The organism is Pseudoalteromonas sp. BSi20480 (assembly GCF_000241365.1).
GTDB classification, from domain to species: domain Bacteria; phylum Pseudomonadota; class Gammaproteobacteria; order Enterobacterales; family Alteromonadaceae; genus Pseudoalteromonas; species Pseudoalteromonas marina.
In genome coordinates this window covers 1-24,687 of the sequence record NZ_BADX01000048.1, presented here as the reverse complement: position 1 = coordinate 24,687, position 24,687 = coordinate 1, and the positions used below count along the sequence as shown (strand labels likewise).

General features: G+C 39.4%; 14 protein-coding genes and 4 pseudogenes. 13 read left to right on the top strand and 5 right to left on the bottom strand.

From position 1 onward, the window contains the following. Positions 1-16: 16 nt before the first annotated feature. On the bottom strand, positions 17-1,222 hold the full coding sequence (locus P20480_RS13460) for an aspartate aminotransferase family protein (RefSeq protein ID WP_008127881.1): 1,206 nt from the start codon (positions 1,220-1,222) through the stop codon (positions 17-19). 185 nt (positions 1,223-1,407) lie between these two features. Here P20480_RS13460 and P20480_RS13465 point away from each other — a divergent pair, with 185 nt between their 5' ends. Continuing rightward, positions 1,408-1,836, top strand: coding sequence for an Lrp/AsnC family transcriptional regulator (locus P20480_RS13465; RefSeq protein ID WP_008127879.1), 429 nt, complete (start codon positions 1,408-1,410; stop codon positions 1,834-1,836). A 33-nt stretch (positions 1,837-1,869) separates the two neighbouring features. Here P20480_RS13465 and P20480_RS13470 read toward each other — a convergent pair whose 3' ends face one another. Further along, positions 1,870-2,784, bottom strand: a complete 915-nt coding sequence (locus P20480_RS13470; RefSeq protein WP_008127877.1) for a hypothetical protein — start codon at positions 2,782-2,784, stop codon at positions 1,870-1,872. A gap of 388 nt (positions 2,785-3,172) precedes the next feature. On the opposite strand from P20480_RS13470, the gene P20480_RS13475 reads away from it, so the two are divergent. The 10 genes and pseudogenes from P20480_RS13475 (at position 3,173) to rluF (ending at position 18,692) form a co-directional block, all read left to right on the top strand. Beyond that, complete coding sequence (locus tag P20480_RS13475) at positions 3,173-3,475, top strand: isoamylase early set domain-containing protein (RefSeq protein WP_008127875.1); 303 nt, start codon at positions 3,173-3,175, stop codon at positions 3,473-3,475. Between the two features lie 9 nt (positions 3,476-3,484). Continuing rightward, positions 3,485-5,475, top strand: a pseudogene (gene malQ, locus P20480_RS17780) (4-alpha-glucanotransferase). Beyond that, positions 5,476-7,713 (top strand): 1,4-alpha-glucan branching protein GlgB, encoded by a 2,238-nt coding sequence (gene glgB, locus P20480_RS13480; RefSeq protein WP_008127870.1) that lies wholly within the window; start codon positions 5,476-5,478, stop codon positions 7,711-7,713. Further along, positions 7,706-9,769 (top strand): glycogen debranching protein GlgX, encoded by a 2,064-nt coding sequence (gene glgX, locus P20480_RS13485; RefSeq protein ID WP_008127868.1) that lies wholly within the window; start codon positions 7,706-7,708, stop codon positions 9,767-9,769. The genes glgB and glgX overlap by 8 nt, the downstream gene beginning before the upstream one ends. After that, a complete protein-coding gene (locus P20480_RS13490) occupies positions 9,762-12,293 on the top strand; it encodes a glycogen/starch/alpha-glucan phosphorylase (protein WP_008127866.1) in 2,532 nt (843 codons plus the stop codon). Before glgX ends, P20480_RS13490 begins: the two co-directional genes overlap by 8 nt. An 18-nt stretch (positions 12,294-12,311) precedes the next feature. After that, positions 12,312-13,613 carry a glucose-1-phosphate adenylyltransferase gene (gene glgC / locus P20480_RS13495; RefSeq protein WP_006791778.1) on the top strand — a complete coding sequence of 434 codons (1,302 nt, stop codon included), beginning with the start codon at positions 12,312-12,314 and terminating at the stop codon, positions 13,611-13,613. Between the two features lie 70 nt (positions 13,614-13,683). Continuing rightward, a complete protein-coding gene (locus P20480_RS13500) occupies positions 13,684-15,219 on the top strand; it encodes a glycogen synthase (protein WP_008127864.1) in 1,536 nt (511 codons plus the stop codon). A 92-nt stretch (positions 15,220-15,311) separates the two neighbouring features. Then, a complete protein-coding gene (locus tag P20480_RS13505; RefSeq protein ID WP_033025164.1) occupies positions 15,312-16,526 on the top strand; it encodes an EAL and HDOD domain-containing protein in 1,215 nt (404 codons plus the stop codon). A 30-nt stretch (positions 16,527-16,556) separates the two neighbouring features. Continuing rightward, positions 16,557-17,629: pseudogene (locus P20480_RS17775) on the top strand (DUF418 domain-containing protein). 64 nt (positions 17,630-17,693) lie between these two features. After that, complete coding sequence (gene rluF, locus P20480_RS13510) at positions 17,694-18,692, top strand: 23S rRNA pseudouridine(2604) synthase RluF (protein WP_008127857.1); 999 nt, start codon at positions 17,694-17,696, stop codon at positions 18,690-18,692. A 59-nt stretch (positions 18,693-18,751) separates the two neighbouring features. Here rluF and P20480_RS13515 read toward each other — a convergent pair. Together P20480_RS13515 and P20480_RS13520 are read right to left on the bottom strand one after the other, a co-directional pair. Beyond that, positions 18,752-21,828: pseudogene (locus P20480_RS13515) on the bottom strand (efflux RND transporter permease subunit). A gap of 2 nt (positions 21,829-21,830) precedes the next feature. Further along, positions 21,831-22,913, bottom strand: a complete 1,083-nt coding sequence (locus P20480_RS13520; protein ID WP_008127849.1) for an efflux RND transporter periplasmic adaptor subunit — start codon at positions 22,911-22,913, stop codon at positions 21,831-21,833. Positions 22,914-23,035: 122 nt separating this feature from the next. Between P20480_RS13520 and P20480_RS13525 the strand changes: the two genes are divergently transcribed. Continuing rightward, positions 23,036-23,938, top strand: a complete 903-nt coding sequence (locus P20480_RS13525; RefSeq protein WP_008127847.1) for a LysR family transcriptional regulator — start codon at positions 23,036-23,038, stop codon at positions 23,936-23,938. Continuing rightward, positions 23,928-24,233, top strand: coding sequence for an MGMT family protein (locus tag P20480_RS13530; RefSeq protein WP_008127844.1), 306 nt, complete (start codon positions 23,928-23,930; stop codon positions 24,231-24,233). The genes P20480_RS13525 and P20480_RS13530 overlap by 11 nt, the downstream gene beginning before the upstream one ends. A gap of 66 nt (positions 24,234-24,299) precedes the next feature. Here P20480_RS13530 and P20480_RS19780 read toward each other — a convergent pair. Continuing rightward, positions 24,300-24,464, bottom strand: a pseudogene (locus P20480_RS19780) (transposase); the annotation flags it as partial. Positions 24,465-24,687: the final 223 nt, after the last annotated feature.

Genomic DNA, 24,687 nt, shown 5'->3' with positions numbered 1-24,687 from the left:
GGCGCGCTTAATTAAATTAGCCGTTTACTACGTCGCTTACTGCTTTTTCAAAGCGTGCTAGGCCTTCTTTAATATCTTCAAATGGAATAACTAAAGAAGGGGTAAAACGAATAACATTCATGCCTGCAACAAGGTTCATTAAACCATTGTTAGCACTGGCAACTAAAAAGTCACGTGCGCGGCCTTCAAATTTATCGTTTAATACCGCACCAATAAGTAAACCTTTACCACGTACTTCGCTAAATACGTTGTATTTTTCGTTTATTGCGTTTAAGCCATCGCGGAATAACTGTTCGCGCTCTTTAACGCCGTTTAGTACATCAGGTGTATTTACGGTATCAAAGGCAGCTTCTGCTACTGCACATGCAAGTGGGTTGCCACCGTACGTAGAGCCGTGCGTACCTATTTTTAAATGCTCTGCAATAGCAGTGCGTGTGATCATAGCACCTATAGGAAAACCACCACCTAACGCTTTAGCAGTCGTTAAAATATCGGGTACTACACCTAAGCCTTCGTAAGCGTATAAATCGCCAGTGCGGCCAACGCCTGTTTGTACTTCATCAAAAATTAGTAGTGCATTGTGTTTAGTACATAACTCGCGTACTTTTTTAGAAAATTCGTCGGTAGGTGAAATAATACCGCCTTCACCTTGAAGTGGCTCCATCATCACGGCACATGTTTTATCACTGATAAGTGCTTCAAATGCTTCGATATCGTTGTAATCACAATGCATAATGTCGCCAGGTTTAGGGCCAAAGCCATCAGAGTAAGCAGCTTGTCCACCCACCGTTACAGTAAAAAATGTACGACCGTGAAAACCTTTGTTAAAGGCGATTATTTGTGATTTTTCTGCGCCAAACTTATCAAGTGCGAAGCGACGAGCAAGCTTGAGAGCCGCTTCGTTAGCTTCTGCGCCTGAGTTTGCAAAATACACTTTATCAGCAAATGTCGCTCCAACCATTTTTTGTGCTAAACGCAGGGCAGGCTCGTTAGTCATTACATTTGATAAGTGCCAAATTTTCTCACCTTGCTCTTTAAGTGCATTAACAAGCGCTGGGTGACAGTGGCCTAAACAATTAACGGCAATACCACCTGCAAAATCAATAAACTCATTGTCATTTTGATCCCATACACGTGAGCCTTCGCCTCGCACTGGAATAACAGCAGAAGGGTTGTAGTTTGGCACCATTACATCATTAAATAAGTCTCTTGTTACTTGCATTATGTACACCTAAAAATTGTGAATATTGAATAAAGATTAGCAAAATAAAAACGTTAAGCGTTTTCTTGAGCTAGGTAATTTTTGTTTATTAGTGGTTATTATCGAAGGTTATAGGTTAAATTTGCAGTGCTATTTTGTGAAAATTGATTACAATAAAAGTCAAAATAACGAAATCAATAAGCAATATGATAACTCCACAAGATGAAAAGTTACTTTCTGTCCTTAAAACCAACGCTAGAGCGAGTATTTCTGATTTAGCTAGAATTCTTAATTTATCGCGTTCTACAGTGCAAAGTAGGATGCTTAAATTAGAAGAAACGGGTGTTATTAAAGGCTATAGCGTTGATTACGGCGATGCTTTTTCAAGTAAAATGGTATCGGCACATGTGTCAATAAAGGTGATTCAAAAGCTTACTACTAAGACGAATATTGAGCTAAAGCAAATTGATGCGATATCACAGCTTTATGCAATAAGCGGTGAGTTTGACTTAATTGCTGTTGTACAAGCGCAAAACTTAGAAAAATTAAGCCACCTACTCGATGATATTGGTAATTTAGATGGTGTGGAACGCACAACTTCTTCGGTTATTTTAGAAACCAAGTTTAAACGTTGATGTACTTCCTATGTAAATTTATGTTTTATTGCACTATGGGAGAGCGCGTTTAACAACCACTTTTTTTGCTTTATCAAGTTTTATAAAGTAGGCATTACCACCAATTCCTTTAAACTCCTCGTCGGTGAATACAATTGTATTATCGTCATAAAAAGTGATGGCTTCTTTTTGCGTAACGATGCCTAAATCTATTTTAGACACATCACCAGAGAAAAACTGATCACCTTTAAAGTTCTCAAATAACCAAATACTGGTAGAGTCGAGTAGTACGAGTTTTTTACGATCTGGGCTTAACGCTGCAGAGGTTATCCAGCACAGTTTTTCCATTGTTGTACAGGTTTTAAAAGATCCTATTAATTGGGCTTTAAAGTTAGCAGCGTGGTCGCCTACTTTGTATAAATTTGTAATGCCATCAAAAGGTTCTGTGCGGTTTTTAGTGAATAAATAAAGGTGGCGACCCAGAGCTACAAACGCTTCTAGATCAAAATTACGATTACTTGGTTTTATTGGATTGCCATCCATTTCAGGGTACGTAAACTTTATTATTTCGGCATTTGTTGTATCGGTTTTGATATCAATTGGATTCTCTATTTTATAAATAGTCAGCCAACGCCTATCATTTTTATTGTTACCAAAATCACCTAAAAAGAAATGACCAAATTTATTTTGAGTCATGTCTTCCCAATCAATGTTTTTAGCATTAGATACTAAAATCTCTTGCGCAATCGACCCATCTTTATTTAAGCGGTAAAGCTTTGGATCGTCACCCCCATCGTTAATTGCCCACAAGCGATCGCGCTTATCAAATTCAATGCCTGATATTTCTTTGAGTTTAGGGTCGAATGAAATTTCCTTTTTACTGTATAAGGTGTAGATTGAGGAAATAATAAACACTGCGACAACAAAAAAAATTAATGACGTAGTTAATAAAATGCTTTTTTTCAACATGAAATTTACGATATTTCAGAGCGTTAACTTGATGTGTATTATCACTGATGTGAATACGTAACAAAAGCAGTTTATTGGGTAAGCTCTCTCGTTACTTCAAACCAAATCATCAGTGTAATTAAGATAAGTATTAAATGGTTAAAATCGCTCCAGTTGGTTTGAAAATTGCTCTGTAATGTATATGCAATTCTTAATGTCTATATTTTACGCTTTACGCACTAATAAAGTGCGATAAGTAAGATTGCCTGCACTGTAATAAAGCGTAAACAAAAGTTTGCTTTACTACGGTTAGCTTAAAGTTTGACTGAATACATTCCCACATCGCCAGCTTAAAAATAGGCCCTGTGGCAATAATTAAATACCTTTTACTGTTTAGTTGGAGCCTACTATGTTGCACAAACGATTTTTTAAAACAAAAGATGAAGCGGAAATCACCTTTGAATTTGCTCACCCAGATGCGCAAGAGGTCTGCTTAATTGGCGAGTTTAACAGCTGGCAGCCCGTGCCAATGAAGCTTAATAAAAAACAAGGTGTGTTTAAATGCAAACAACGCCTTCCTCTTGATCAACAATACCACTTTCGGTATTTAATAAATGGCGAATTTTGGGATAACGATCATAAAGCAGACGCTTATGAGGCTAACAGTTTTGGAACTGAAAATAGTATTGTTAATACCCAACGTATTAATTAAGGCCTGTAAATGAACGAACTTTCGCAGTTGTTTTACTTACACGGTATTGGTTATGAGTTTACTAAATACACAGGCGAGCAGATATTTTTCAGTGAAGATACACGTAAGCTTGCCCTGCAATGTTGTGGTGTTGATACCAACAACTATAACAAAATAGCTCAATTAAATTACAAGCTCGATGTAGAGCCTTGGATGCAGCTCTTGCCCAATGTAAGTTTAATTGAGCAAACAGACTTTTATTTAAAAGTGAAAATAGATGACAGACAACTTAGCCAAACTGCATCAGTAAGTGTTGAACAACTGGGAATAAAGTGTGAATTTACTAACCTTGATGATTTAATAATTACAGGTGAATACCACTTTAATGGCGTCCGTTATATTGAAATTGCACTGCCTTTACCTTCAATACCAACAGGGTATTACCACGGAGACATTACAGTAGGTGAACAGCACGCAAGTACTGAGATCTGGTCTGTGCCCGAGCGTGTTTTTCAAGTTGAAGATACAAAAAAACGGGGTTGTCGGTTCAGTTATATACGCTTAAAAATAAAGAAAGACTGGGAATTGGCGACTTTTCAGACTTACTCACGCTAGTTGAGTTGTGCTGTGAGCACAATATGGATTACATTTTGCTCAACCCTCTGCATTTGTTGTTTTGCGAAATGCCTGAGCGTGCAAGCCCATACAGCCCTAATAGTCGTGCGTTACTGAACCCTTTATACATTTCTGTTGATTTGTGCGAAGACAGTAAAAACAATGCTGAATTAGCAAAAATTATGCAAAGTAATGAGGCGACTTCTCTTTTAAATAAAAGCGGACAGTTTATTAATTACGAGGATGTTAGTTGCGTTAAATATAAATTATTTAAAGCACTGTACAACCATTTTGAATTAACAGCCAGTAAGCTTCGTCGTGATGCATTCAATACTTTTTGCGATAAACATCAGCCCACCTTACAAACAATAGATTCACAAACCCCTCTTTTTGATTATTACCTACAATGGCAAGCGCATCTTCAACTTGGTTTATGTCAAGAGCGGTGTATGAAAGGGGGTATGTCAATAGGTCTGATTAATGATTTAGCTGTTGGGTGCGCTGGCGATGGTGTTGAGTTCAAATCACAACAGTCATTATTCGCCGATAATGCCAGTGTGGGTGCACCGCCTGATCCTTGGGCTGAGGGCGGGCAAGATTGGGGGTTACCGGCTTTAAACCCGCAAAGTTTAGCACGCAATAACTACTCATTTTACCGTTCGTTAATTCGTGAAAATATGCAGAATGTAGGCGGGCTAAGAATCGACCATGTTATGGCTATTCGCCGCTTGTGGTGGTGTTTTGAAAATAATGGTCAGCGTGATGGTTGCTATATTTATTACCCCTTTGAACATTTGCTGGCTATTTTGAAAATAGAGTCGCATATTAATCAAAGCATAGTTATAGGTGAAGATTTAGGCATTGTCCCACCAGAAGTAAAACATGCATTATCAAGTAGTGGTATTTTTTCAAACAGTTTGTTTTATTTTGAAAAGCAAAACGATGGTGATTTTTTACCATTACACGAATTACCCTCTCAGTGTTTGTTGATGATTGCAAATCACGATGTACCGCCCTTTACAGGCTGGTGGCAGCACGATGACATAGCTATAAAACAACAATATCATTTAATTGACGACCAACAATCAACGCAAATTACCAACCAGAGAATCGATGAAAAAACGCGATTGCTTCGTTTTATCAATGCTACAGCTAATCTTACATTAACAATACACAGCGATGCTAAGTCGGTTTACCGTGCGCTTAGCCAGTGTTTAGCTGGCTCAGATTCTCGATTGTTTGCACTACAAATAGATGATTTAGATGAACAGCAATATCCGGTGAATATTCCTGGTACAGACAAAGAATATCCAAATTGGCGACGTGTGTTAACACATACATGTGAAGAAATTTTTGCTAACAACGCCACGCTTTTAGCTGCAATCGATTCAATAAGGAAGGGTTAAATGAGCAGTACAGCTTCAAATAGTTCGGCATTACCTAAATCTCAATGCGCTGACTACGATGCCCAAGTTAATGCACTTAACATAGGGCGATTTAAAGACCCATTTAGCTTTTTAGGTGCACATAAAGTAAGTGAATCAAATATAGAAGTGCGTGTATATTTACCCGGTGCCCAACATGTTTCTTTGTCAATTGACAATCAAATAGTCGAAACGCAAAGATATAAGCACAGTGATTTATTTATAGCCCGTGTAAGTCATTTGCCTACCTCGCCTTATTTATTTACAGCTAAATATAGCGACACTTCGACTACGTTTTTTGATGAATATAGTTTTAACAGTGAGCTTGATACAGATGCCATGTACTTATTCAACGAGGGCAGTTTAGAGCATGCATACTTGCACTTTGGCGCGCACTTTACCAACCAGCAAGATGTAGATGGTGTTCGTTTTTGTTTGTGGGCACCTAATGCAGCCAGCGTTTCAATTATTGGTGAGTTTAATTTTTGGCAAGCGAATCGACATTTTATGCGTTTTCACCCTGCCAGTGGTGTGTGGGAGTTATTCATTCCCGAGCTTAAAGCAGACATGTGCTACAAATTTGCCATTACAGCGCAAAGTGGTGAGGTAATAGAAAAAGCAGATCCTTACGCTTTTAAAATGCAACAGGCACCTGGTACCGCGAGTGTTCTTCAATACAAACCAGAGGCAATAGCGTTAAGTGAACAAGCAATAAGCAATAGGCAAAAGCGTAATCATATAGACGCACCAATCAGTATTTATGAGGTGCACTTAGCGTCGTGGCAGCGAGGTGAAGGTAATCGTTATTTAAGTTATACCGAACTTGCCGACAAACTCGTAAGCTACGCGCTTGAAATGAACTTTACCCACTTACAGCTTATGCCCATAAGTGAATATCCGTTTGACGGTTCATGGGGCTATCAGCCTGTTGGGCTGTTTGCTCCAACCAGTCGTTTTGGCGATTACAACAGCTTTAAATATTTTGTAGAGCAATGCCATAAATATAACGTAGGGATTTTACTTGATTGGGTTCCTGGGCATTTCCCAAGTGATCCCCATGGTTTACACCGATTTGATGGTACGCACTTGTACGAACATGCCGATATGCGCCAAGGCTTTCATCCAGATTGGAATACTTATATTTATAATTATGACCGTCCAGAAGTTAAGAGCTTTTTGATTTCTAATGCAATGTATTGGCTTCATCAATTTGGCTTAGATGGTTTAAGAGTAGATGCCGTTGCGTCAATGTTGTACTTAGATTACAGCCGTAAAGAAGGTGAGTGGATACCTAATTGCTATGGCGGTCGCGAAAACCTCGGTGCAATTGAATGCCTCAAACAGGTTAATTTACGCAGTTATAAAAACAACCCTGGCATTATGATGGTGGCAGAAGAGTCGACTGCTTGGCCAGGTGTTACGCAGAGTGTTGAGCATAATGGCCTAGGCTTTGGCTATAAATGGAATATGGGGTGGATGAACGATAGCTTGTTGTATATGCAACGCGATCCACTTTATAAGCAACATCACCATCACGAAATCACGTTTTCGATGGTATATGCATTTAGTGAAAACTTTATTTTACCGCTGAGTCACGATGAAGTTGTTCATGGTAAAAGCGCGCTAATTGAAAAAATGCCGGGCGATGATTGGCAAAAATTCGCAAATTTACGTGCTTATTATGCATTTATGTGGGCACACCCAGGTAAAAAGTTGTTATTTATGGGGGGGGAAATAGCTCAACGTGCTGAGTGGGGGCATGATCATTCTATTGATTGGCATTTACTAGAACATGAAAGTCATAAAGGTATAAAGCAGACAGTAAAAACGTTAAATGAGGTTTATAAAAATCAACCCGCGCTGTATGAACTTGACTCAAGTGCCGCAGGATTTGATTGGATTGACAACAATAATAACGAGCAAAGTATTTTAAGCTTTGTACGTTACGCTAAAAATGCCCATGACTTTGTAGTTGTGATTGCCAACTTTACGCCTATGTCATATCAAGAATATACCTTAGGCGTTCCGAGTAAAGGCGTTTATAAAGTAATAATAAACACGGATGAAAGCGAATTTTTTGGCTCGGGTATTAAAGTATCGCAAAACCAATCAAATACTGTCGTCACTAACGACAATCCTCAACATGGTTTTAACCAAAGCATCACTATTGCTATGGGTGGCTTAACAACAATTTATTTGCAAAAGGTACAAGATGAGTAATCAATTTGAAGTAACTCATGGCCTTGTTGAGCCTCTTGGCTCGAGCTTGCATTTAAATGGTGTTAATTTTTCATTGTATGCGCCAAAAGCGACACAAGCGTATGTGTGTTTATTTGATAAAAGTGGCCACTCTGAAATACTAAAAGTGGCTATGAATATAAATGAAGGTGGTATTTGGAGTATTCATATTGCACCGCTTAATACTGGGGCACTTTATGGGTTCAGGGTTGAGGGCGAATATAACCCTGATAATGGCCTGCTATTTAATGAACATAAATTATTAATTGACCCTTACGCTAAAGATTTATTTGGTGAGTTTACATGGAGTGAACGCCATTATGGACAAATGCCAATAGGCACCAAAAGTACCGTTAACAATGCCATTGATATACCAAAATCAAAAGTGTCATCAATTGATTTTTATGAACATAAAAAACCGAATCACAGATGGTCTAAAACAGTTATCTATGAGTGTCATGTAAAAGGGACTACGTGTCGTCATCCTAAAATACCTAAGGCGCTGCAAGGCAAATTTTTAGGATTGAGTCACCCGCATTTTATTGACCATTTAAAAAGTTTTGGAGTCACAGCAATAGAGCTACTCCCTGTGCATGCTTTTATTAGCGAGCAATTTTTAACAGGCAAAGGCCTACAAAATTATTGGGGATACAACACGCTTAACTTTTTCACTCCTCACAAAGACTATTTGGTAAACGACGATATTAACGAGTTTAAACAGATGGTTAAGGAGCTTCATGCTGCAGATATTGAAGTTATTTTAGATGTTGTTTACAACCATACAGCTGAAGCGGGTAATGATGGCCCCATATTGTCGTTGCGCGGCTTAGACAACCTTGCTTATTACCGCACAGCAGAAGCACAACCTAATGTATACATAAATGATACGGGGTGTGGCAATACCATTAATATAGATCACCCAAAAACCTTGCAGCTCGTACTCGATAGCCTGCGATATTGGGTTGAAGTAATGGGTGTCGATGGTTTTAGATTTGATTTAGCAACAATACTGGGCCGCTCAAAGGCTGGGTTTAGTTCAGCGCATACTTTTTTACAGACTATTGCTCAAGACCCTGTTTTAAACAAGGTAAAATTAATTAGTGAGCCATGGGATATTGGCCCTGGTGGGTATCAACTAGGGGCTTTTCCTCCACCTTGGCGAGAGTGGAATGACCAATATCGAGATGTAATTCGTCGTTTTTGGAAAGGCGATGAAGGGATTATAGCCAACGTGGCTAAACGCTTACATGGCTCGTTTGATATATTTGAGCATAGCCATCGAGGCCCATTAAATAGTATTAATTTTATAACCAGCCATGATGGATTTACGCTTGCAGATTTAGTGAGTTACGAGCATAAACACAATGAAGCTAATGGCGAGAATAACAGAGATGGCCACAGTGCAAATCACTCATTTAACTGCGGGGCTGAAGGATTTAGCAATGATGAAAAAATAGCCGCACTAAGATTACAACAGCAAAAAAACTTTTTACTCACATTAATCCTTTCTAAAGGCGTGCCTATGATTGCTGCTGGCAGCGAAATGGCACATTCTCAAGGGGGTAATAACAATGCTTATTGTCAAAATAATCGCACGAGTTGGCTTGCATGGAAAGAATCACAGCTAAATCATTCTTTAACGCGTTTTATAGACGATGCCCTTAAAATTAGACGTGCACATAGTGCGTTTAAACATAGTGTATTTTTAGACGATATAGACGAGCGCTTTACTGTTAAATGGTTTACCGAAACAGGTGACACTATGACAGATTCGCATTGGCATGAAGAGTCCAGACAATTCTTAATGTACAGCTTACTTGATAAGCAAAATAAACACGCATTACTTATTGTATTCAATGCTAATAAAAAATCAGTCAGTTGTCAGTTGCCTCCATCACCTATTAATGCGCAGTGGCAAATGGTTTTATCAAGTGTAAATAATGCATCTTTAACAACTCACCAAGATGCACCCGTTGAAATTTCTGCACAAAGTAGTTGGGTTTTTAGTGCTAACTTAGAGGACGTAGCTAATGGCTAAGCAAGTTGAACAAGTATGTGTTGTAAAGGGGTGGCAAGAAGGCCCAGTAATAGACGAAAGCACCTTAAAAGATGATTTAACGCGCCATTTTTATTACACCCTAGGGCGAGACAAAGTCGGTGAGTCACAGCTGTATTTGTACCATGCATTAGCATTGACGATCCGCGATCGTTTAGTGGCACGGTGTCGGGAAACGAATAAAAAAATCAAACAGCAAAAAAGCAGAAAAACCAGTTACCTTTCACTTGAGTTTTTAATGGGGCGTGCTCTGGGAAATGCGGTATTAAATCTTGATTTAGAGGATCAAGTGTCATCGGCACTACAAGAATATTGTACCGAAATTGAAACAGTCGAAGACGCAGAGCACGATGCAGGCCTTGGTAATGGTGGCTTAGGACGCTTAGCTGCGTGTTTTTTAGATAGTTGTGCAAGTTTAGCTTTACCCGTTGTGGGTTACGGCATTAGATACGAATACGGAATGTTCAACCAATCAATTAATGATGGTAATCAAATAGAGCAACCCGATAATTGGCTTCGTGAGGGTCACCCTTGGGAGCTAAGTGCTCCCGAGCATTCTAAGCGCATTAAGTTCGGTGGTTATGTAAATAGTTATACTGATAAACAAGGTAGGGAACACCGCCAGTGGGTTAGTAGCCATGACGTGTTAGCTGTGCCTTACGATGTGCCCATTCCTGGTTATAAAAACAATATTGTAAACACGCTACGCTTATGGAAATCAGAAGCGACCGACGAATTTAACCTAACTGAATTTAACGCGGGTAGTTATTCAGAAGCCGTTGCACAAAAAAACTTAGCTGAACAAATCACTATGGTACTTTACCCTAACGACAGCAGTGAAAATGGTAAAGAGCTACGACTACGCCAACAATACTTTTTATCATCAGCGAGTATTCAAGACATTGTTGATCAGTGGGTGAGTGACCATGGTGAAAGCTTTACTGATTTTGCCGATTACCATGTTTTTCAATTAAACGATACTCATCCAAGTATTGCAGTGGCAGAGCTTATGCGAGTGTTAGTTGATGATTACGAGCTCGACTGGGATGATGCATGGCAAATAACCACAAAAACAATGGCCTACACAAATCATACATTATTGCCAGAAGCGTTAGAGAAATGGTCAGTTTCATTATTTTCAAAATTGTTACCCCGTATTTTAGAAATAGTATTTGAGATAAACGCACGTTTTCTAGCTGAAGTTGCACAGCATTGGCCTGGTGATGTTGATAAACAGCGAGAGCTATCGCTAATAGAGGAAGGTGGCGAACCGCAAATTCGCATGGCTTATTTAGCCATTGTAGGCAGCTATTCAGTTAATGGTGTTGCTGCACTGCATACAGAGCTATTAAAAGCGGGTTTATTTAAAGAGTTTTATACACTTTGGCCTAACAAGTTTAATAACAAAACCAATGGGGTCACACCTCGCCGTTGGCTAGCCCATTGTAACCCTACATTGAGTGAATTGATTAGTGAGAAAATAGGCACCGATTGGGTACGTGACTTTGCTCAAATAAACCAGCTACGTCGTTTTTATGATGACACATCATTTCAAGCACAGTGGCAAAAAGCCAAAGTAACAAACAAACAACGTTTAGTTGATTTAGTGAAAGAGCGCTGTGGTGTAGAGTTTGATGTATCCATGATGTTTGATGTACAAGTTAAACGGATTCATGAATACAAGCGTCAGTTACTAAATATACTCCATGTTATCCATTTATATGACCGCATTCGCCGTGGTGATACACAAGGGTTAGTGCCACGTTGTGTTTTACTCGGTGGTAAGGCTGCACCGGGTTACTACATGGCTAAAAAAATAATTAAGCTAATCAATAATGTGGCAGATGTGATCAATAAAGATCCCCTCGCGTCGTCGTATTTACGCGTGGCTTTTTTACCTAATTACAATGTGACAGCCATGGAAGTTATTTGTCCAGCTACTGATTTGTCTGAGCAAGTTTCAACTGCCGGTAAAGAAGCTTCAGGCACCGGTAATATGAAGTTCATGATGAATGGTGCATTAACTATTGGCACGTTAGATGGCGCCAATATCGAAATTAGAGATGCCGTTGGTGCCGATAATTTCTTCTTATTTGGTGCAGAGGCACATCAGATTGATGATATTAAGTCGCGTTATAACCCCGCACATTTAATTGAACAAAATAGCGACTTAGCTAATGTTATGCACTTGTTAGAAAGCGGGCACTTTAATTTATTTGAACCTTGCCTATTTGACGATGTAATTAATGCAATTAAGAGCCCACACGATCCATGGCTTGTTGCACACGATTTCGAAAGCTACGTATCTGCACAAAAGCAAGTAGATAAAGCCTATGCTGATCAAGCTTATTGGACGCAAATGAGTATTTTAAATACCGCTGCCAGTGGCATATTTTCAAGTGATAGGACCATAAGCCAATACAGTGACGACATTTGGCATTTAACCCCACTCAATACTAGTGACACTGACTCAACGACAACTACCAGTAAAGCCACTAAAAGCTAGATAAATGGAGAGAATAGTATGCCTAATTATGCAAATCGCTACATAAGTAGCTTAACTAGAGAAACGTATGCGTTAATACTGGCTGGTGGTCGTGGTTCTCGCCTGCACGAATTGACCGACTGGCGTGCAAAGCCAGCCGTTTACTTTGGTGGTAAACACAGAATTATTGATTTTCCTTTGTCTAACTGTATCAACTCGGGTGTTAGGCGTGTGGGTATAGCAACACAGTATAAATCTCACTCACTTATTCGCCACGTAAATCGAGCTTGGGGGCACTTTAAAAAGGAATTAGGTGAATCGGTTGAAATATTACCTGCATCACAACGCCATGGTGATGAATGGTATTGCGGCACCGCCGATGCTGTTTTTCAAAATATGGATATTATTCGTCATGAGTTACCTAAATATGTAATGATTTTATCAGGCGACCACGTTTATCGTATGGATTACGGTGCATTACTTGCTGAACATGTTCAAAAAGGGGCCGATATGACCGTGTGTTGTATCGAAGTACCTGTTGAAGAAGCTGCAGATACCTTTGGTGTAATGACAGTAGATGAAGAAAGCCGTGTTTGTCGTTTTGATGAAAAGCCAGCTATGCCAAGCTCAGTGCCAGGCAAGCCGGGTACATGTTTAGCATCCATGGGTAACTACATATTTAATACTGAGTTCTTATTTGAGCAACTAAAGAAAGATGCTGAAAATGAAGGGTCAGGACGTGATTTTGGGCATGACATAATACCCGCTATTATTGAAGAGCATAACGTTTTTGCATTCCCATTCAGAGACCCTCAACAAGAAGGTCAGCCATATTGGCGCGATGTAGGAACACTCGACTCATTTTGGGAGGCTAACATGGAGCTTGTTATGCCTGAGCCTCAACTTGACTTATACGACCCAGCGTGGCCAATTTGGACATACCAAGAGCAATTACCCCCAGCTAAATTTATATTTGATGATGACGACAGGCGAGGAATGGCCCTTGATTCTACAGTTTCGGGAGGGTGTATTATTTCGGGTTCGGCAGTAAGAAAATCATTGTTGTTTTCTAACGTGCATGTGCGCTCGTTTTGTGAAATTGAACAATCGGTTATTTTACCGGGCGCTATTATTAACCGCGGATGTAAAATTAAACGTGCAATAATAGACAGAAGCTGTGAAATACCTGCAGGGCTTGAAATAGGTTTTGACCGTAAAACAGATGAAGAAAATGGTTTTAGGGTATCAAAAAAAGGCATTGTACTTGTTACACGCGACATGCTTAGTGAACTTGCTAAAAAGTTAGAGCGTCAAACACAAGAAAATAAGAAACTAGCTTAATACAGAGTTAGGCAAAACAAGCTTGCCCTAAAGCGGGTGAGCTTATTAAAACAAAGGAAGTAGTAAATTAATGCATGTATTAATGGTTGCAGCAGAGAACGATGCGTTACCTGGCGCTAAAGTAGGCGGTGTAGCAGATGTAGTCCGTGATGCCCCGAAGGCTCTTGCGAAGCATGGCGTATCGGTTGATGTGGTGATCCCAGATTATGGATTTGAGCCATTAAATAGGCATTACATAGGTGAAGTAACCGTGGCGTTTAATGCTCAATCTCATGTAATGACTTTGTTTAAAGTGGATCAGACAAAAAATAACATAACTCAAATTGTAATAAGCCACCCAATGTTTAGTGAATCGGGTAGCGTTTATTGTAATGATGCACCGGGTAGGCCATTTGCAACCGATGCAACAAAGTTTGCGCTATTTAATGCGGCTGTTTGCGAAGCATTATTGCAAGGACTACTTAAACGCCCTAGTACGCTGCATTTACATGACTGGCATAGCGCATGCGTTGCTGTTTTACTTAAGTTTGAGCCACGTTACAGTGCTTTACACGATATACATTTAGCGTACACAGTGCACAATATAGCACTACAAGGAATAAGGCCTTTTAAGCACGATGAATCGAGCTTAGAAGCTTGGTTTCCATCATTAAGTTACAACGGGCAACACTTGTGCGACCCAAGGTATGCAAATTGTTTTAACCCAATGCGAAGCGCCATTAATTTAGCAGACAAAATTCATTTAGTGTCGCCTACCTACAGCCAAGAAGTGCTTAAACCCAGTAATTACAATGATGGCTTTTTTGGTGGGGAGGGGCTTGAACAAGACCTACAAAATGCAGCCGAACAAGGTAAAGTGGTCGGCATTTTGAATGGCTGTGAATACCCTGCATTGGAAGTTGCAAATGCAGTTATGGACGAGTTGTACAACGAGGCAGAAAAAAGCTTACTTGCTTGGATGAGCAACAGCGAACAGCTTGAAAGCGTTCACTACATTGCGCACCAACGATTAAAGCAATTTAAAGCAACACCAAATAATGGGCCAATTGTTACAAGCGTAGGTAGACTCACAGAACAAAAAGTATTGTTATTATGTCAGCCATTAAATGGTGAACTTGCGATAGACGCAGTATGTAATAGTATTAATGAACAGGGTGGGCGTTTAATCATATTAGGCTCTGGCGATAAAGCGCTAGAAGCATTGTTTACAAAAGCCATGGCACGTAACGAAAATTTACTATTTTTAAAAGGTTATGCGCAAAAAGTAGGTGATTTAATGTATCAATTAGGTGATTTATTTTTAATGCCTAGTTCGTTTGAGCCTTGCGGAATAAGCCAAATGCTGGCAATGCGCGCAGGCCAACCTTGTTTGGTACATAGTGTTGGTGGATTAAAAGATACGGTAAAACACAATCAAAATGGGTTTAGTTTTAATGGCGCAACATTACGTGAGCAAACACATACTTTGCTTTCATGTTTAACCGAAACGCTAGCATTTTATAAGCAACATCCCAAAAAATGGCAGCAAATAAAATCTAATGCTAAAGCAGTACGCTTTTCGTGGTCTCAGGTTGCAAGTGATTACATTTCAACCTTGTACCGATAAAGTTTGTTTAATTTAACTTAAGCGAAGTGACATTTTAGATTATTTACGCTATTAATAACTTGGTATTAATGGAATTAAATAAAGTAGGTAAAGTGTCTGTATTTGTTGCAAGGCAAGCAATTTTCAATCGGCGTCAAAAAGTAGTTGCTTACGAGCTACTTTTTAGGGACAGTCCTAAAAACTTTTTTCCTGATATAGCCGAAGGGCAGGCAACTGCAAGGCTTATTATGGAAAATCAACTTAATTTGGGCACACGCCATATCACTTCTGGTAAAAAAGCGCTCATCAACATTGGGCCTGAATCTTTAGAGCTTGATCTGTGTGCCTTTTTACCGTGCCAAGACGTTGTGATAGAGCTTCTTGAAAGCATAGAGCCCACTGATACAAATTACGAGTTATGCCGAGAGCTCTTTCATAGTAATTTTAATTTAGCCCTTGATGACTTTGTATATAAACCGCAATGGGATCGCTTTTTAAAGCTGGTTAAACTCATTAAATTTGATATAACCATAACCCCATTAGACGATATTCACCCTATTATAAAAAAGCTCAAAGATCACAAACAAATTAAGTTACTCGCAGAAAAAATAGAAACTCAGGAAGAATACGAAGTTGCTGCTGGCATGGGCTTTGATTACTTTCAAGGTTACTTTTTTGCAAAACCCACCATGATGAAGCACAACGACATTGATTATAACTACGGGTTAGTCGTTGCAATATATGCTGAAATAATGGGCCCCAATCCAGATTTAACCAAAATAGCAGCGTTGTTTGAATTGGATGCCGCACTGGCTTATAAATTACTACGTTTAATTAACAGCGGCGTATTTCCCATACAAAGTAAAATAGCCTCCTTAAAGCAAGCGCTGGTTTATTTGGGCCAAGAGCGGTTAAAAAAGTTTGTTAGTTTAATTGTTACCGCTCACACCGCTGGTAAAAAGCCTGCAGAGCTAATGCAAGTGTGCGTCGTCCGTGCGCGCTTTTGTGAATTGATTGCTAAAAAAGTGGCCAAGCATCAGTCAGGAGAGGCGTTTTTAACCGGCTTGTTTTCGCTTCTTGACGCTATATTAGATCAACCAATGAGCTTGCTTGTTGAAAAATTACCTTTCCAGGATGATATAAAAGCAGCCTTGCTCGAAGAAAAAAACACACTGTATTACATTTTAAAAGTTGTTAAAGCATACGAAACCGGCAGCTGGTGGGCACTCGAACAAGCTGTTATATTTTTAAATATACAAAGTGATATACTACCAGAGCTTTACCAGAAGTCGGTTGACTGGGCCGACAGCTATAAAAATAATATTTAACGGAAAACAGCTTTAATGCGTAATTATAATATGGACTTTATTCGCGGCATTGCCGTGCTTGGCTTAGTGTTTATGAATGGCTATGCCTTTGGTTTTATGGAATTTGGTTATGTGCCTTTAACCATCCCCCCTGTAAGCGACACCATCATTGAATATTTTAATATACTGTTTATAGAAGGCCGATTTAGAACGCTGTTTAGCTTACTTTTTGGCGCAGGTTTGTATATTCAATGGCAGCGCTTTAAATCATCGGTGACAAATAAAAAGTAGATTATATTGGCTCATAATTTTTGGTCTTATACATGGTCTTTTTACTTTGGGCTGGTGATATTTTGTTTGTTTATGGGGTGTCTGGCTGGTTTATTATTAAATATCTAGACACCGACAACCCTAAGCTATTGCAAAGAGGGCTTGAGTTTACTGGGCTCTCGGCGGTTGTTACGTTTTTAGTGTTGTTCACTATTCCTGACGATCAGAGCTTTCGTGATTCTGCCAAGTTTATTGAGTTATTTAGTCCTCATTACAGTGATTACTTTAATGAAAATCTTTTTATAAATATCCTTATGCTAATCACAGTGCCGCTAATGACGATGTGGATGTGCGTTGGCATCATGCTAATTGGCATTTACGCGTATAAAGAGGGAATATTTAACAAAGGTCTATCAAATCAGCAGTTGTGGGTGTGTGGCTTAGGTGTACTTATATTTTGTAGTATACGACTAAGCACATCAACGCTTACTGGTGGTTTGGGGATGAGTTTACAAGAAATTTCTAACATGTTCGCTGCTCTGTGTATGGCAGGGCTTTATATTCATGTAATTGTTAAGTTTTGTAATAATAGCCCACAGTTTGGCAAACTAATACAGCAGGCGGGTCGCATGGCATTCACACTGTATATAAGCCAAACAGTTATGCAATTGCTTATTTATAGAGTGTTATTTCCAGAGTGGATACTTAGCTTTAACAGAATAGATTACTGGTTAGTTGCTGGCAGCTTAGTTGCTGTGCAGTTATTATTTACGTTATTTTATAGTCGTTATTTTAAACAAGGGCCGCTTGAAGTGCTGTGGCGCAAATTAACCGACATTAAATCGGCGGCATAACTCGCATTTTTAGGTGGTTTGGGTATACACTAGCGACCCTAAAAAATTAATACCATTAAGTGATATGACCGAATTAAAACGTTTAAATAAATTTATTAGTGAAACAGGTTTTTGTTCACGCCGTGAAGCCGATAAATATATTGAGCAAGGTCGTGTGTCAGTTAATGGTAATGCGCCAGAAATGGGCGTGAAGGTTGCAGCAACCGATGTAGTATTGGTCGATGGTAAACCATTAAAAACACCACCTAAACGCGTTTATATTGCCTACAATAAACCGGTGGGTATAACGTGTACAACCGAACGTAAAATTCAAAGCAATATTGTCAAAGCGGTTAATTATCCCGATCGTATATTTCCAATTGGGCGCCTAGATAGACCCTCTGAAGGGTTAATATTTTTAACTAACGAGGGCGACATTGTAAATAAAATTTTGCGTGCGGGTAATAACCACGAAAAAGAATACGTTGTCACCGTAGACAAGCCCCTTAACCGCCAATTTGTATCTAAAATGGCCAACGGCATTCCTATTTTAGATACTGTTACTAAAAAGTGTAAGGTTACACAAACAGCCCCTAAAGAATTTAAGATCATTTTAACTCAGGGGTTAAATCGCCAAATTCGCCGAATGTGTGAGTATTTAGGTTACGAGGTGGTGACTTTAAAGCGCACTCGTATTATGAATGTAACATTAAAAGGCTTAAAAGTGGGTCAATGGCGTCATCTATCCGATGTTGAAATGGCGCAAATAAACGACTCAATTGCTGACTCAGGCAAAACCCAAGAGCACTCGTTAGATACTAACAAGCAAGTTGATAAAAATGCTGCTATATCACCTAAGCGCGACTTTCAGGGTGAAATCCCTCGTCGTAATAAGCAAAAAGAGCGAGGCGATGAGCAAAAAAATAATCGAACTAATGCACCATATCAAAAACGCTCTACAACCTATGTTGGTAAACCAAAAACGGCAAAAGCAAATAGTGCATCTATCAATAAAGCAGGCGCACGCACTAAGCTAAGTTTAAAAAATAAGCTAAGAAATTACCACTGTATTTATTTAAGTTAATAAAAAATGCCACAGTTTACGCTGTGGCATTTTTATTTAGTTAAACACTTAATATGTCTTTATTTACGTGGTTGGTATTCAATTCTAAAAATCATAGTATATAAAACAGGCACTACTATTAATGTGAGTATGGTCGCAAAGCCTAAACCAAACATAATTGTGACCGCCATAGATTGAAAGAACACATCAAACAGCAAAGGGATCATACCGAGTATTGTAGTGATTGCAGCCATTGCTACAGGCCGCACACGGCTCACCCCAGAATCAAAAACCGCTTGGTAAGGTGAGCTACCCGCTTTTAGCTCAAGGTTTATTTGGTCGACTAATACAATGCCATTTTTAATGAGCATACCACTTAAGCTTAATAACCCAAGTAGGCCCATAAAACTAAACGGCGCGTTCATTGCTAACAAACCGGCACTGACACCAATAATTGCCAGTGGAACTGTGGCCCAAATTACAAGAGGCTGTTTTAATGAGTTAAACAGTAAAACCGTAATAGCAAACATAGCTAAGTAGCCAAGCGGCAAAGACCCAAATATAGCTTTTTGAGCTTTGCTTGAAGATTCATATTCGCCGCCCCATTCTAATGAGTAACCATGAGGTAGCTCTATAGATTCAACAGGGCCACGTACTCGGGCAAACAATTTAGCGGCTGTTTCATCTCCTAGCACATTTTGGTCGGCCATTACCGTTATTGTCCGCTTTCTATCGCGACGCATGATTAGGCTGTCTTCCCATTCAACTATAAACTCATCTACCACTTGAGTTACTGGTACAAATACACCTAAAACAGGGCTGTATATTTGTAAATCATGAACGCTATCTACATTAAGACGCTCATTAGCAGGGGAGCGCGCAATAATTGGCAGTAATTGAGTACCATCACGGTATACACCCACCTGTTTACCCGACAAGCTTGTAAGCAGCACATCATCCAAATCTGATTTACTTATTCCTAAGCGTCGTGCCTTTTGCTCGTTAAACTGTGGACGAATCATTTTGGTTCGCGCACGCCAATCATTACGAATATTAAATGCGCCGTCATCTTGAGCCATAAGCTTTTCAGCTTCAGCTGCGAGTTTTCTAAGAATGACAGGGTCAGGGCCTGTAAAACGGGCTTCTATTTTTGCATCAGTAGAAGGCCCAATCTCCATAGGCTTTATTTTTAGTTGAGCTGATAACGGTGTATTTTGAGAATAATCACGGACTTTTTGCATAACAACCGCAACTGCTTCGCGGTTTTTTACTCTTATAATAAGTTGTCCATACGACGAGTAAGATTTTTGAGGCGCATAAGTAAGCATAAAGCGCGGCGCACCTTGCCCGGTTGTACTTGTTACTTCTTCTACAAGTTCTTCTTGTTGCAAATAGTTTTCAAGCTTCTTTATGCCATCTAATGTGGCACGAATATCCGAACCTTGTTGTTGCCAGTAATCTACATAAAACATAGGTGTGTTTGATGCAGGGAAAAACGACTGCTTAACCGAACCAAAACCCACTACGGCACTGCACAGTAATACAACCATGAGGATCATTGTTGACTTACGATAGTGCATTGCTAAATCTAATAGTGCTTTATAGCCTGTAAAAATAAACCCTTGGTATGGGTCGTTATCTGAATCGTCTTCGGTGTTTTTATCTTTTTTAAATTCATTTTCTGAAAACATAAGGTTTGCAAAAAATGGAGTTAAAGTAATAGCGGTTATCCAGCTAAGTAACAGCGATATAAACAACACCCAAAACAAGCTGCCCGCAAACTCACCGGTTGCGTCAGAGCTTAAACCAATTGGCGCAAATGCAGTAATACCAATAATAGTTGCACCTAACAGTGGCCATTTAGTTTGCTCCACAATGTTAACTGCGGCCTTAAGTTTGGTTTGGCCACGTTTTAGGTTAATTAAAATTCCTTCGGTAACCACTATGGCGTTATCTACCAGCATACCAAGGGCTATAATAAGCGCACCTAACGATATACGTTGTAAGTCTATGGCAAACAACTTCATAAAAATGAAGGTGCCTAAAACCGTTAGTAATAAAATACCGCCTATTAAAATACCGCTTTTAAGGCCCATAAAAATAAGGAGTACCACAATTACTATCGCAATTGCTTCTAGCAGGCTAACAATAAAACCGTCTACCGAGGTTTCTACTTCTTTTGGCTGGTTGTATACAGCATTCACGTCAATACCATGCGGGCGCTGGTACTCAAGTTCTGCTAAGTGAGCATCAATACGTTTACCCACATCAACCACATTAACGCCATTCATAAACGATACGCCAATTAATAGCGCTTGCTCAGAGTTATATCTAATTACATTAGTGGGTACTTCAGCGTACTCTCTAAATACTTCGGCAACATCACCCAAATAAATAAGCTCGCTCGCACCCGGTTTAGAAATCAGCAGAGTTTCAAGTTCTTTAACATCTTTAAATTCGCCGGTAGGATGAAAACGAATCGACTCATCGCCCACTCTAATTTTACCCGCGTTAGACACCGTGTTTTGAGATTGTAACAAAGCAAATATATGGCTAGGTGCAATACCAAGTTGGGCTAATTTACGGGTAGATATTTCTACCATTACTTGCGGCTGTTGCTCACCTGCAATCGTTACCTTGCTTACCCCTTTAACTAATACCAGTTCACGCTTTAAATAATCGGTGTAGTCTTTTAGTTCATCGTAAGAATAGCCATCACCTACAACAGAATATAAAACACCATATACATCGCCAAAGTCATCTAAAATTGTACTTGGATAAACACCACTGGGTAAAGACGGAGAAAGATCGTTTATTTTACGACGCATTTCATCCCAAATTTGGCGAAGTTGCTCTTTTCGATAAGTGCTCTTCATTTCCACGGCAATTTGCGACTTCCCGTTGGATGAAATAGAAGTCACGTGGTCAACATAGGGTAACTGTTGAATTGCATTTTCGAGTGGAAAAGTAACTTCTTCCTCGACTTGCTGCGGTGATGCGCCAGGGTACATGGTAATAACCATGGCCTGTTTAAGTGTAAATTCAGGGTCTTCTAACTGGCCTAAATCAAAATACGATACGCTACCACCAATTAAAAGCAGCAGGGCAAACATCCAACTAATTACTTTTTCTTTATAGAAAATTGTGCAAAGCTCATAATTATAAGCCTCGCTCTTTATTCCATGGACGAACTTTCATGCCTTCTTCAATCGAGTGAACACCCGCAGACACCACAATTTGGCCCTCTTTAATACCGCTAAGTACCTCTATGCCATCATGGTGTAATTGGCCAACTTCAACAGCTTGCTTATGGACTTGGCCGGTATTTTCATCATAAAGCCAAACATAGGCATTATTTTTAATTGCTTCTTGTGGATCAGAAAAAACCGATTCAATAGGGAGTATTGTGTAAGCAACCTGCGAACGTGTTACTTTACTTAAATCAATTAAAACGCGGCCAGTCATACCTGCTAGTAAGTTAAAGTCATCAGGCACGGGTAACGAAAACACCACTTTATAAGTGAGTGTTGCTGGGTCGGCTTGAGTGTCCCATTCTTTAATATCGAGCGAGTATTCTTTATCTTCAAAACCATCAAATTTAACAGTAGGGTGGTAATCAGTGCCTTTTTTGAATCGTGCCACTATTTTTTCAGGAACCTGAATTTCTACGTCCATTAAATCACGCGTTTCTAGGCGCAAAATATTTTGTTTAGCTTGAATATTTTCAAAATTCTTTACAAACACTTTGGCAACAGTGCCCGCAAAAGGGGCTCGCAATTCACTGTACTCTAGGTTGGTTTCAGCAATTTTAAATGCCGACTCAGCAATTTGCATATTGGCGGTTGCTTGGTCTAGCTCAGATTGACTGGTAATTTTTTTCTCGAATAATTGTTCAATTCGGCTCAGTTGCGATTTTGCTAGTTCGTAACGTGCTTTACGTTCATCAAACTGGAGTTGAAAATCTTCAGGGTCTAATTTGGCTAGTAAATCGCCTTTTTCAACGTGCTCCCCAGCAAGAACCGGAAACTCTATAAGTTCTCCGTTTACCCTAAATGCAAGGTAAGATCCTTGGTTTGCAACCACCTCAGCTGGGAAACTACGAATATTGATTTGAGAGTCATGGCCAATATTGAACAGCTTAACAGGGCGAATGGGCTCTTCTTTAACTTGTTGTTCTGGCTCAGAACAGGCAATTAAGCTAAGTAGGGTCGTTGTTAGTAAACATAGACGAAAGAGTTTCATGTCTTCTCCGTTGCAATATTGGCAAAATAAGTAAGTGCAGGATACGCTGCAAACATATAAAATAAAATTCATTAAATTTTAGATACTCAATAAGTTTTACTTATAATGTTTTGAGGCGGTATATGAAGCTGAATCAATTAGTAATATTAGATGCCATAGTGCAAAGCGCAAGTTTGAGCGGTGCTGCGCAAAAGCTTCATAAAACACAGCCCGCGCTAACGTTGGCTATAAAAAACTTAGAAGCGCAAATAGGCTTTGAGCTGCTAGATAGAACTAAGTACCGGTTACAGCTTACTGAAAAAGGACGTATTTTTCATCGTGAGGCACAACAGTTACTGCATGCAAATGACGAGCTTGCCAAACTCGCAGAAGAGCTTTCGTTAGGAAATGAACCCCAATATCAAATTTGTTACGAACAGCTCTGTCATAAACAAAGTTATAACAAGATCATAAGTAATACTTTTAGGCAGTTTACGAGTACAGAGTTTTGTATTACCAGTGGCAAACGGTTTGTATCATTAGAACAAGTTAATAGTGGGCAAGCAGAGTTAGGTATTGGCCCCTGGTTTGATTTATTTCATGCTACAGGTGACTTAGAAAGCGTGCCCATAGGTAAGCTCGATATTGGTATAGTAAGTGCTAAAGGGTTATTACCCCAACAGTTAACATACACACAATTACAAACCTATCCGTGTTTAGCTATGTTTGAAAGCGATTTAAGCATAGACAGCGATAGGCTATCTTACTCTAAAGGTTCTGCAATGATGAAAATAGACGATGTAGCAACTTTAAAATCGTTTTTACTTTCAGGGGCCGGATGGGCAATGATGAGCCTAGAGCATTGCAAACCTGAAATAAAAGCAGGCTTATTACAAGAAATCCATATTACAGATCGCGAACATAAATTTAGCGCACAAATAAGAGCGTTTAGGCAGCATGCTATTCATCATGGCCCTGTGGCACGCACTGTATGGGAGCAATTTAAACAACTAAGTAAGGCTTACGCTGATAAAAATGGATATTGAAAAAGAAACCCTTATTTATACTGTAATAGCCGGTATCCCAGCAGGAAAAGTAGCAAGCTATGGTCAAGTTGCTACGTTGGCTGGATTTCCGCAAAACTCACGTTTAGTTGGCCGTTTATTAAAAATAATGCCAAGTGATTCGGTTATTCCATGGCATCGTGTTGTAAACAGCCAAGGTAAAATAGCGTTCCCTGTAGGCAGTAACAAGTACCAAGAACAGCGTCAAAAATTATTATCAGAAGGTGTACTTTTTATAAACGACAAAGTAAATATGCGTGAGTGTAGATGGCAGTAAAATTAACACTTTAGGCTAATTGCCAGTGTAGATCCGATAAATTAGTGCCATTCGGCACAGTAAAATACCTTCTAGATATTTTTGCAAAGTACTCAGTATTAACAGATGAACACCTAACGCCTCGGCAACGTCCTTTAATTCGGTATCGTCTCGTAAGCTAAGTTTGACTGCTTTGATTTTGAAATTAGCGGGGTAAAAATATGTCTTTCTAGATTGGGTATATCTAGGCATATTAGCCTCCTTAAAGTAATGATGAGGTGTCCACTAAATCGGGTGAGGAGCATAGTTTCGTTTAAAGCTCTTGTATGGATAATACATCCATCTTAATTACTATTTAAACCCCTTTCGGGTAATGTGAGACCCAGGCTTAAGCAGCAACTTAAGCTTTCCTTGTCGTAGTTCGATTGAGCAAAGGCTCCTCTGTTGAGAGACCGATAACAAGAACGAACGCGAC

Excerpts from the sequence above, each read along its gene's own strand:
- P20480_RS13460 (WP_008127881.1), bottom strand. The coding sequence starts at position 1,222 with ATGCAAGTAACAAGAGACTTATTTAATGATGTAATGGTGCCAAACTAC.
- P20480_RS13465 (WP_008127879.1), top strand. The coding sequence starts at position 1,408 with ATGATAACTCCACAAGATGAAAAGTTACTTTCTGTCCTTAAAACCAAC.
- P20480_RS13470 (WP_008127877.1), bottom strand. The coding sequence starts at position 2,784 with ATGTTGAAAAAAAGCATTTTATTAACTACGTCATTAATTTTTTTTGTT.
- P20480_RS13475 (WP_008127875.1), top strand. The coding sequence starts at position 3,173 with ATGTTGCACAAACGATTTTTTAAAACAAAAGATGAAGCGGAAATCACC.
- glgB (WP_008127870.1), top strand. The coding sequence starts at position 5,476 with ATGAGCAGTACAGCTTCAAATAGTTCGGCATTACCTAAATCTCAATGC.
- glgX (WP_008127868.1), top strand. The coding sequence starts at position 7,706 with ATGAGTAATCAATTTGAAGTAACTCATGGCCTTGTTGAGCCTCTTGGC.
- P20480_RS13490 (WP_008127866.1), top strand. The coding sequence starts at position 9,762 with ATGGCTAAGCAAGTTGAACAAGTATGTGTTGTAAAGGGGTGGCAAGAA.
- glgC (WP_006791778.1), top strand. The coding sequence starts at position 12,312 with ATGCCTAATTATGCAAATCGCTACATAAGTAGCTTAACTAGAGAAACG.
- P20480_RS13500 (WP_008127864.1), top strand. The coding sequence starts at position 13,684 with ATGCATGTATTAATGGTTGCAGCAGAGAACGATGCGTTACCTGGCGCT.
- rluF (WP_008127857.1), top strand. The coding sequence starts at position 17,694 with ATGACCGAATTAAAACGTTTAAATAAATTTATTAGTGAAACAGGTTTT.
- P20480_RS13520 (WP_008127849.1), bottom strand. The coding sequence starts at position 22,913 with ATGAAACTCTTTCGTCTATGTTTACTAACAACGACCCTACTTAGCTTA.
- P20480_RS13525 (WP_008127847.1), top strand. The coding sequence starts at position 23,036 with ATGAAGCTGAATCAATTAGTAATATTAGATGCCATAGTGCAAAGCGCA.
- P20480_RS13530 (WP_008127844.1), top strand. The coding sequence starts at position 23,928 with ATGGATATTGAAAAAGAAACCCTTATTTATACTGTAATAGCCGGTATC.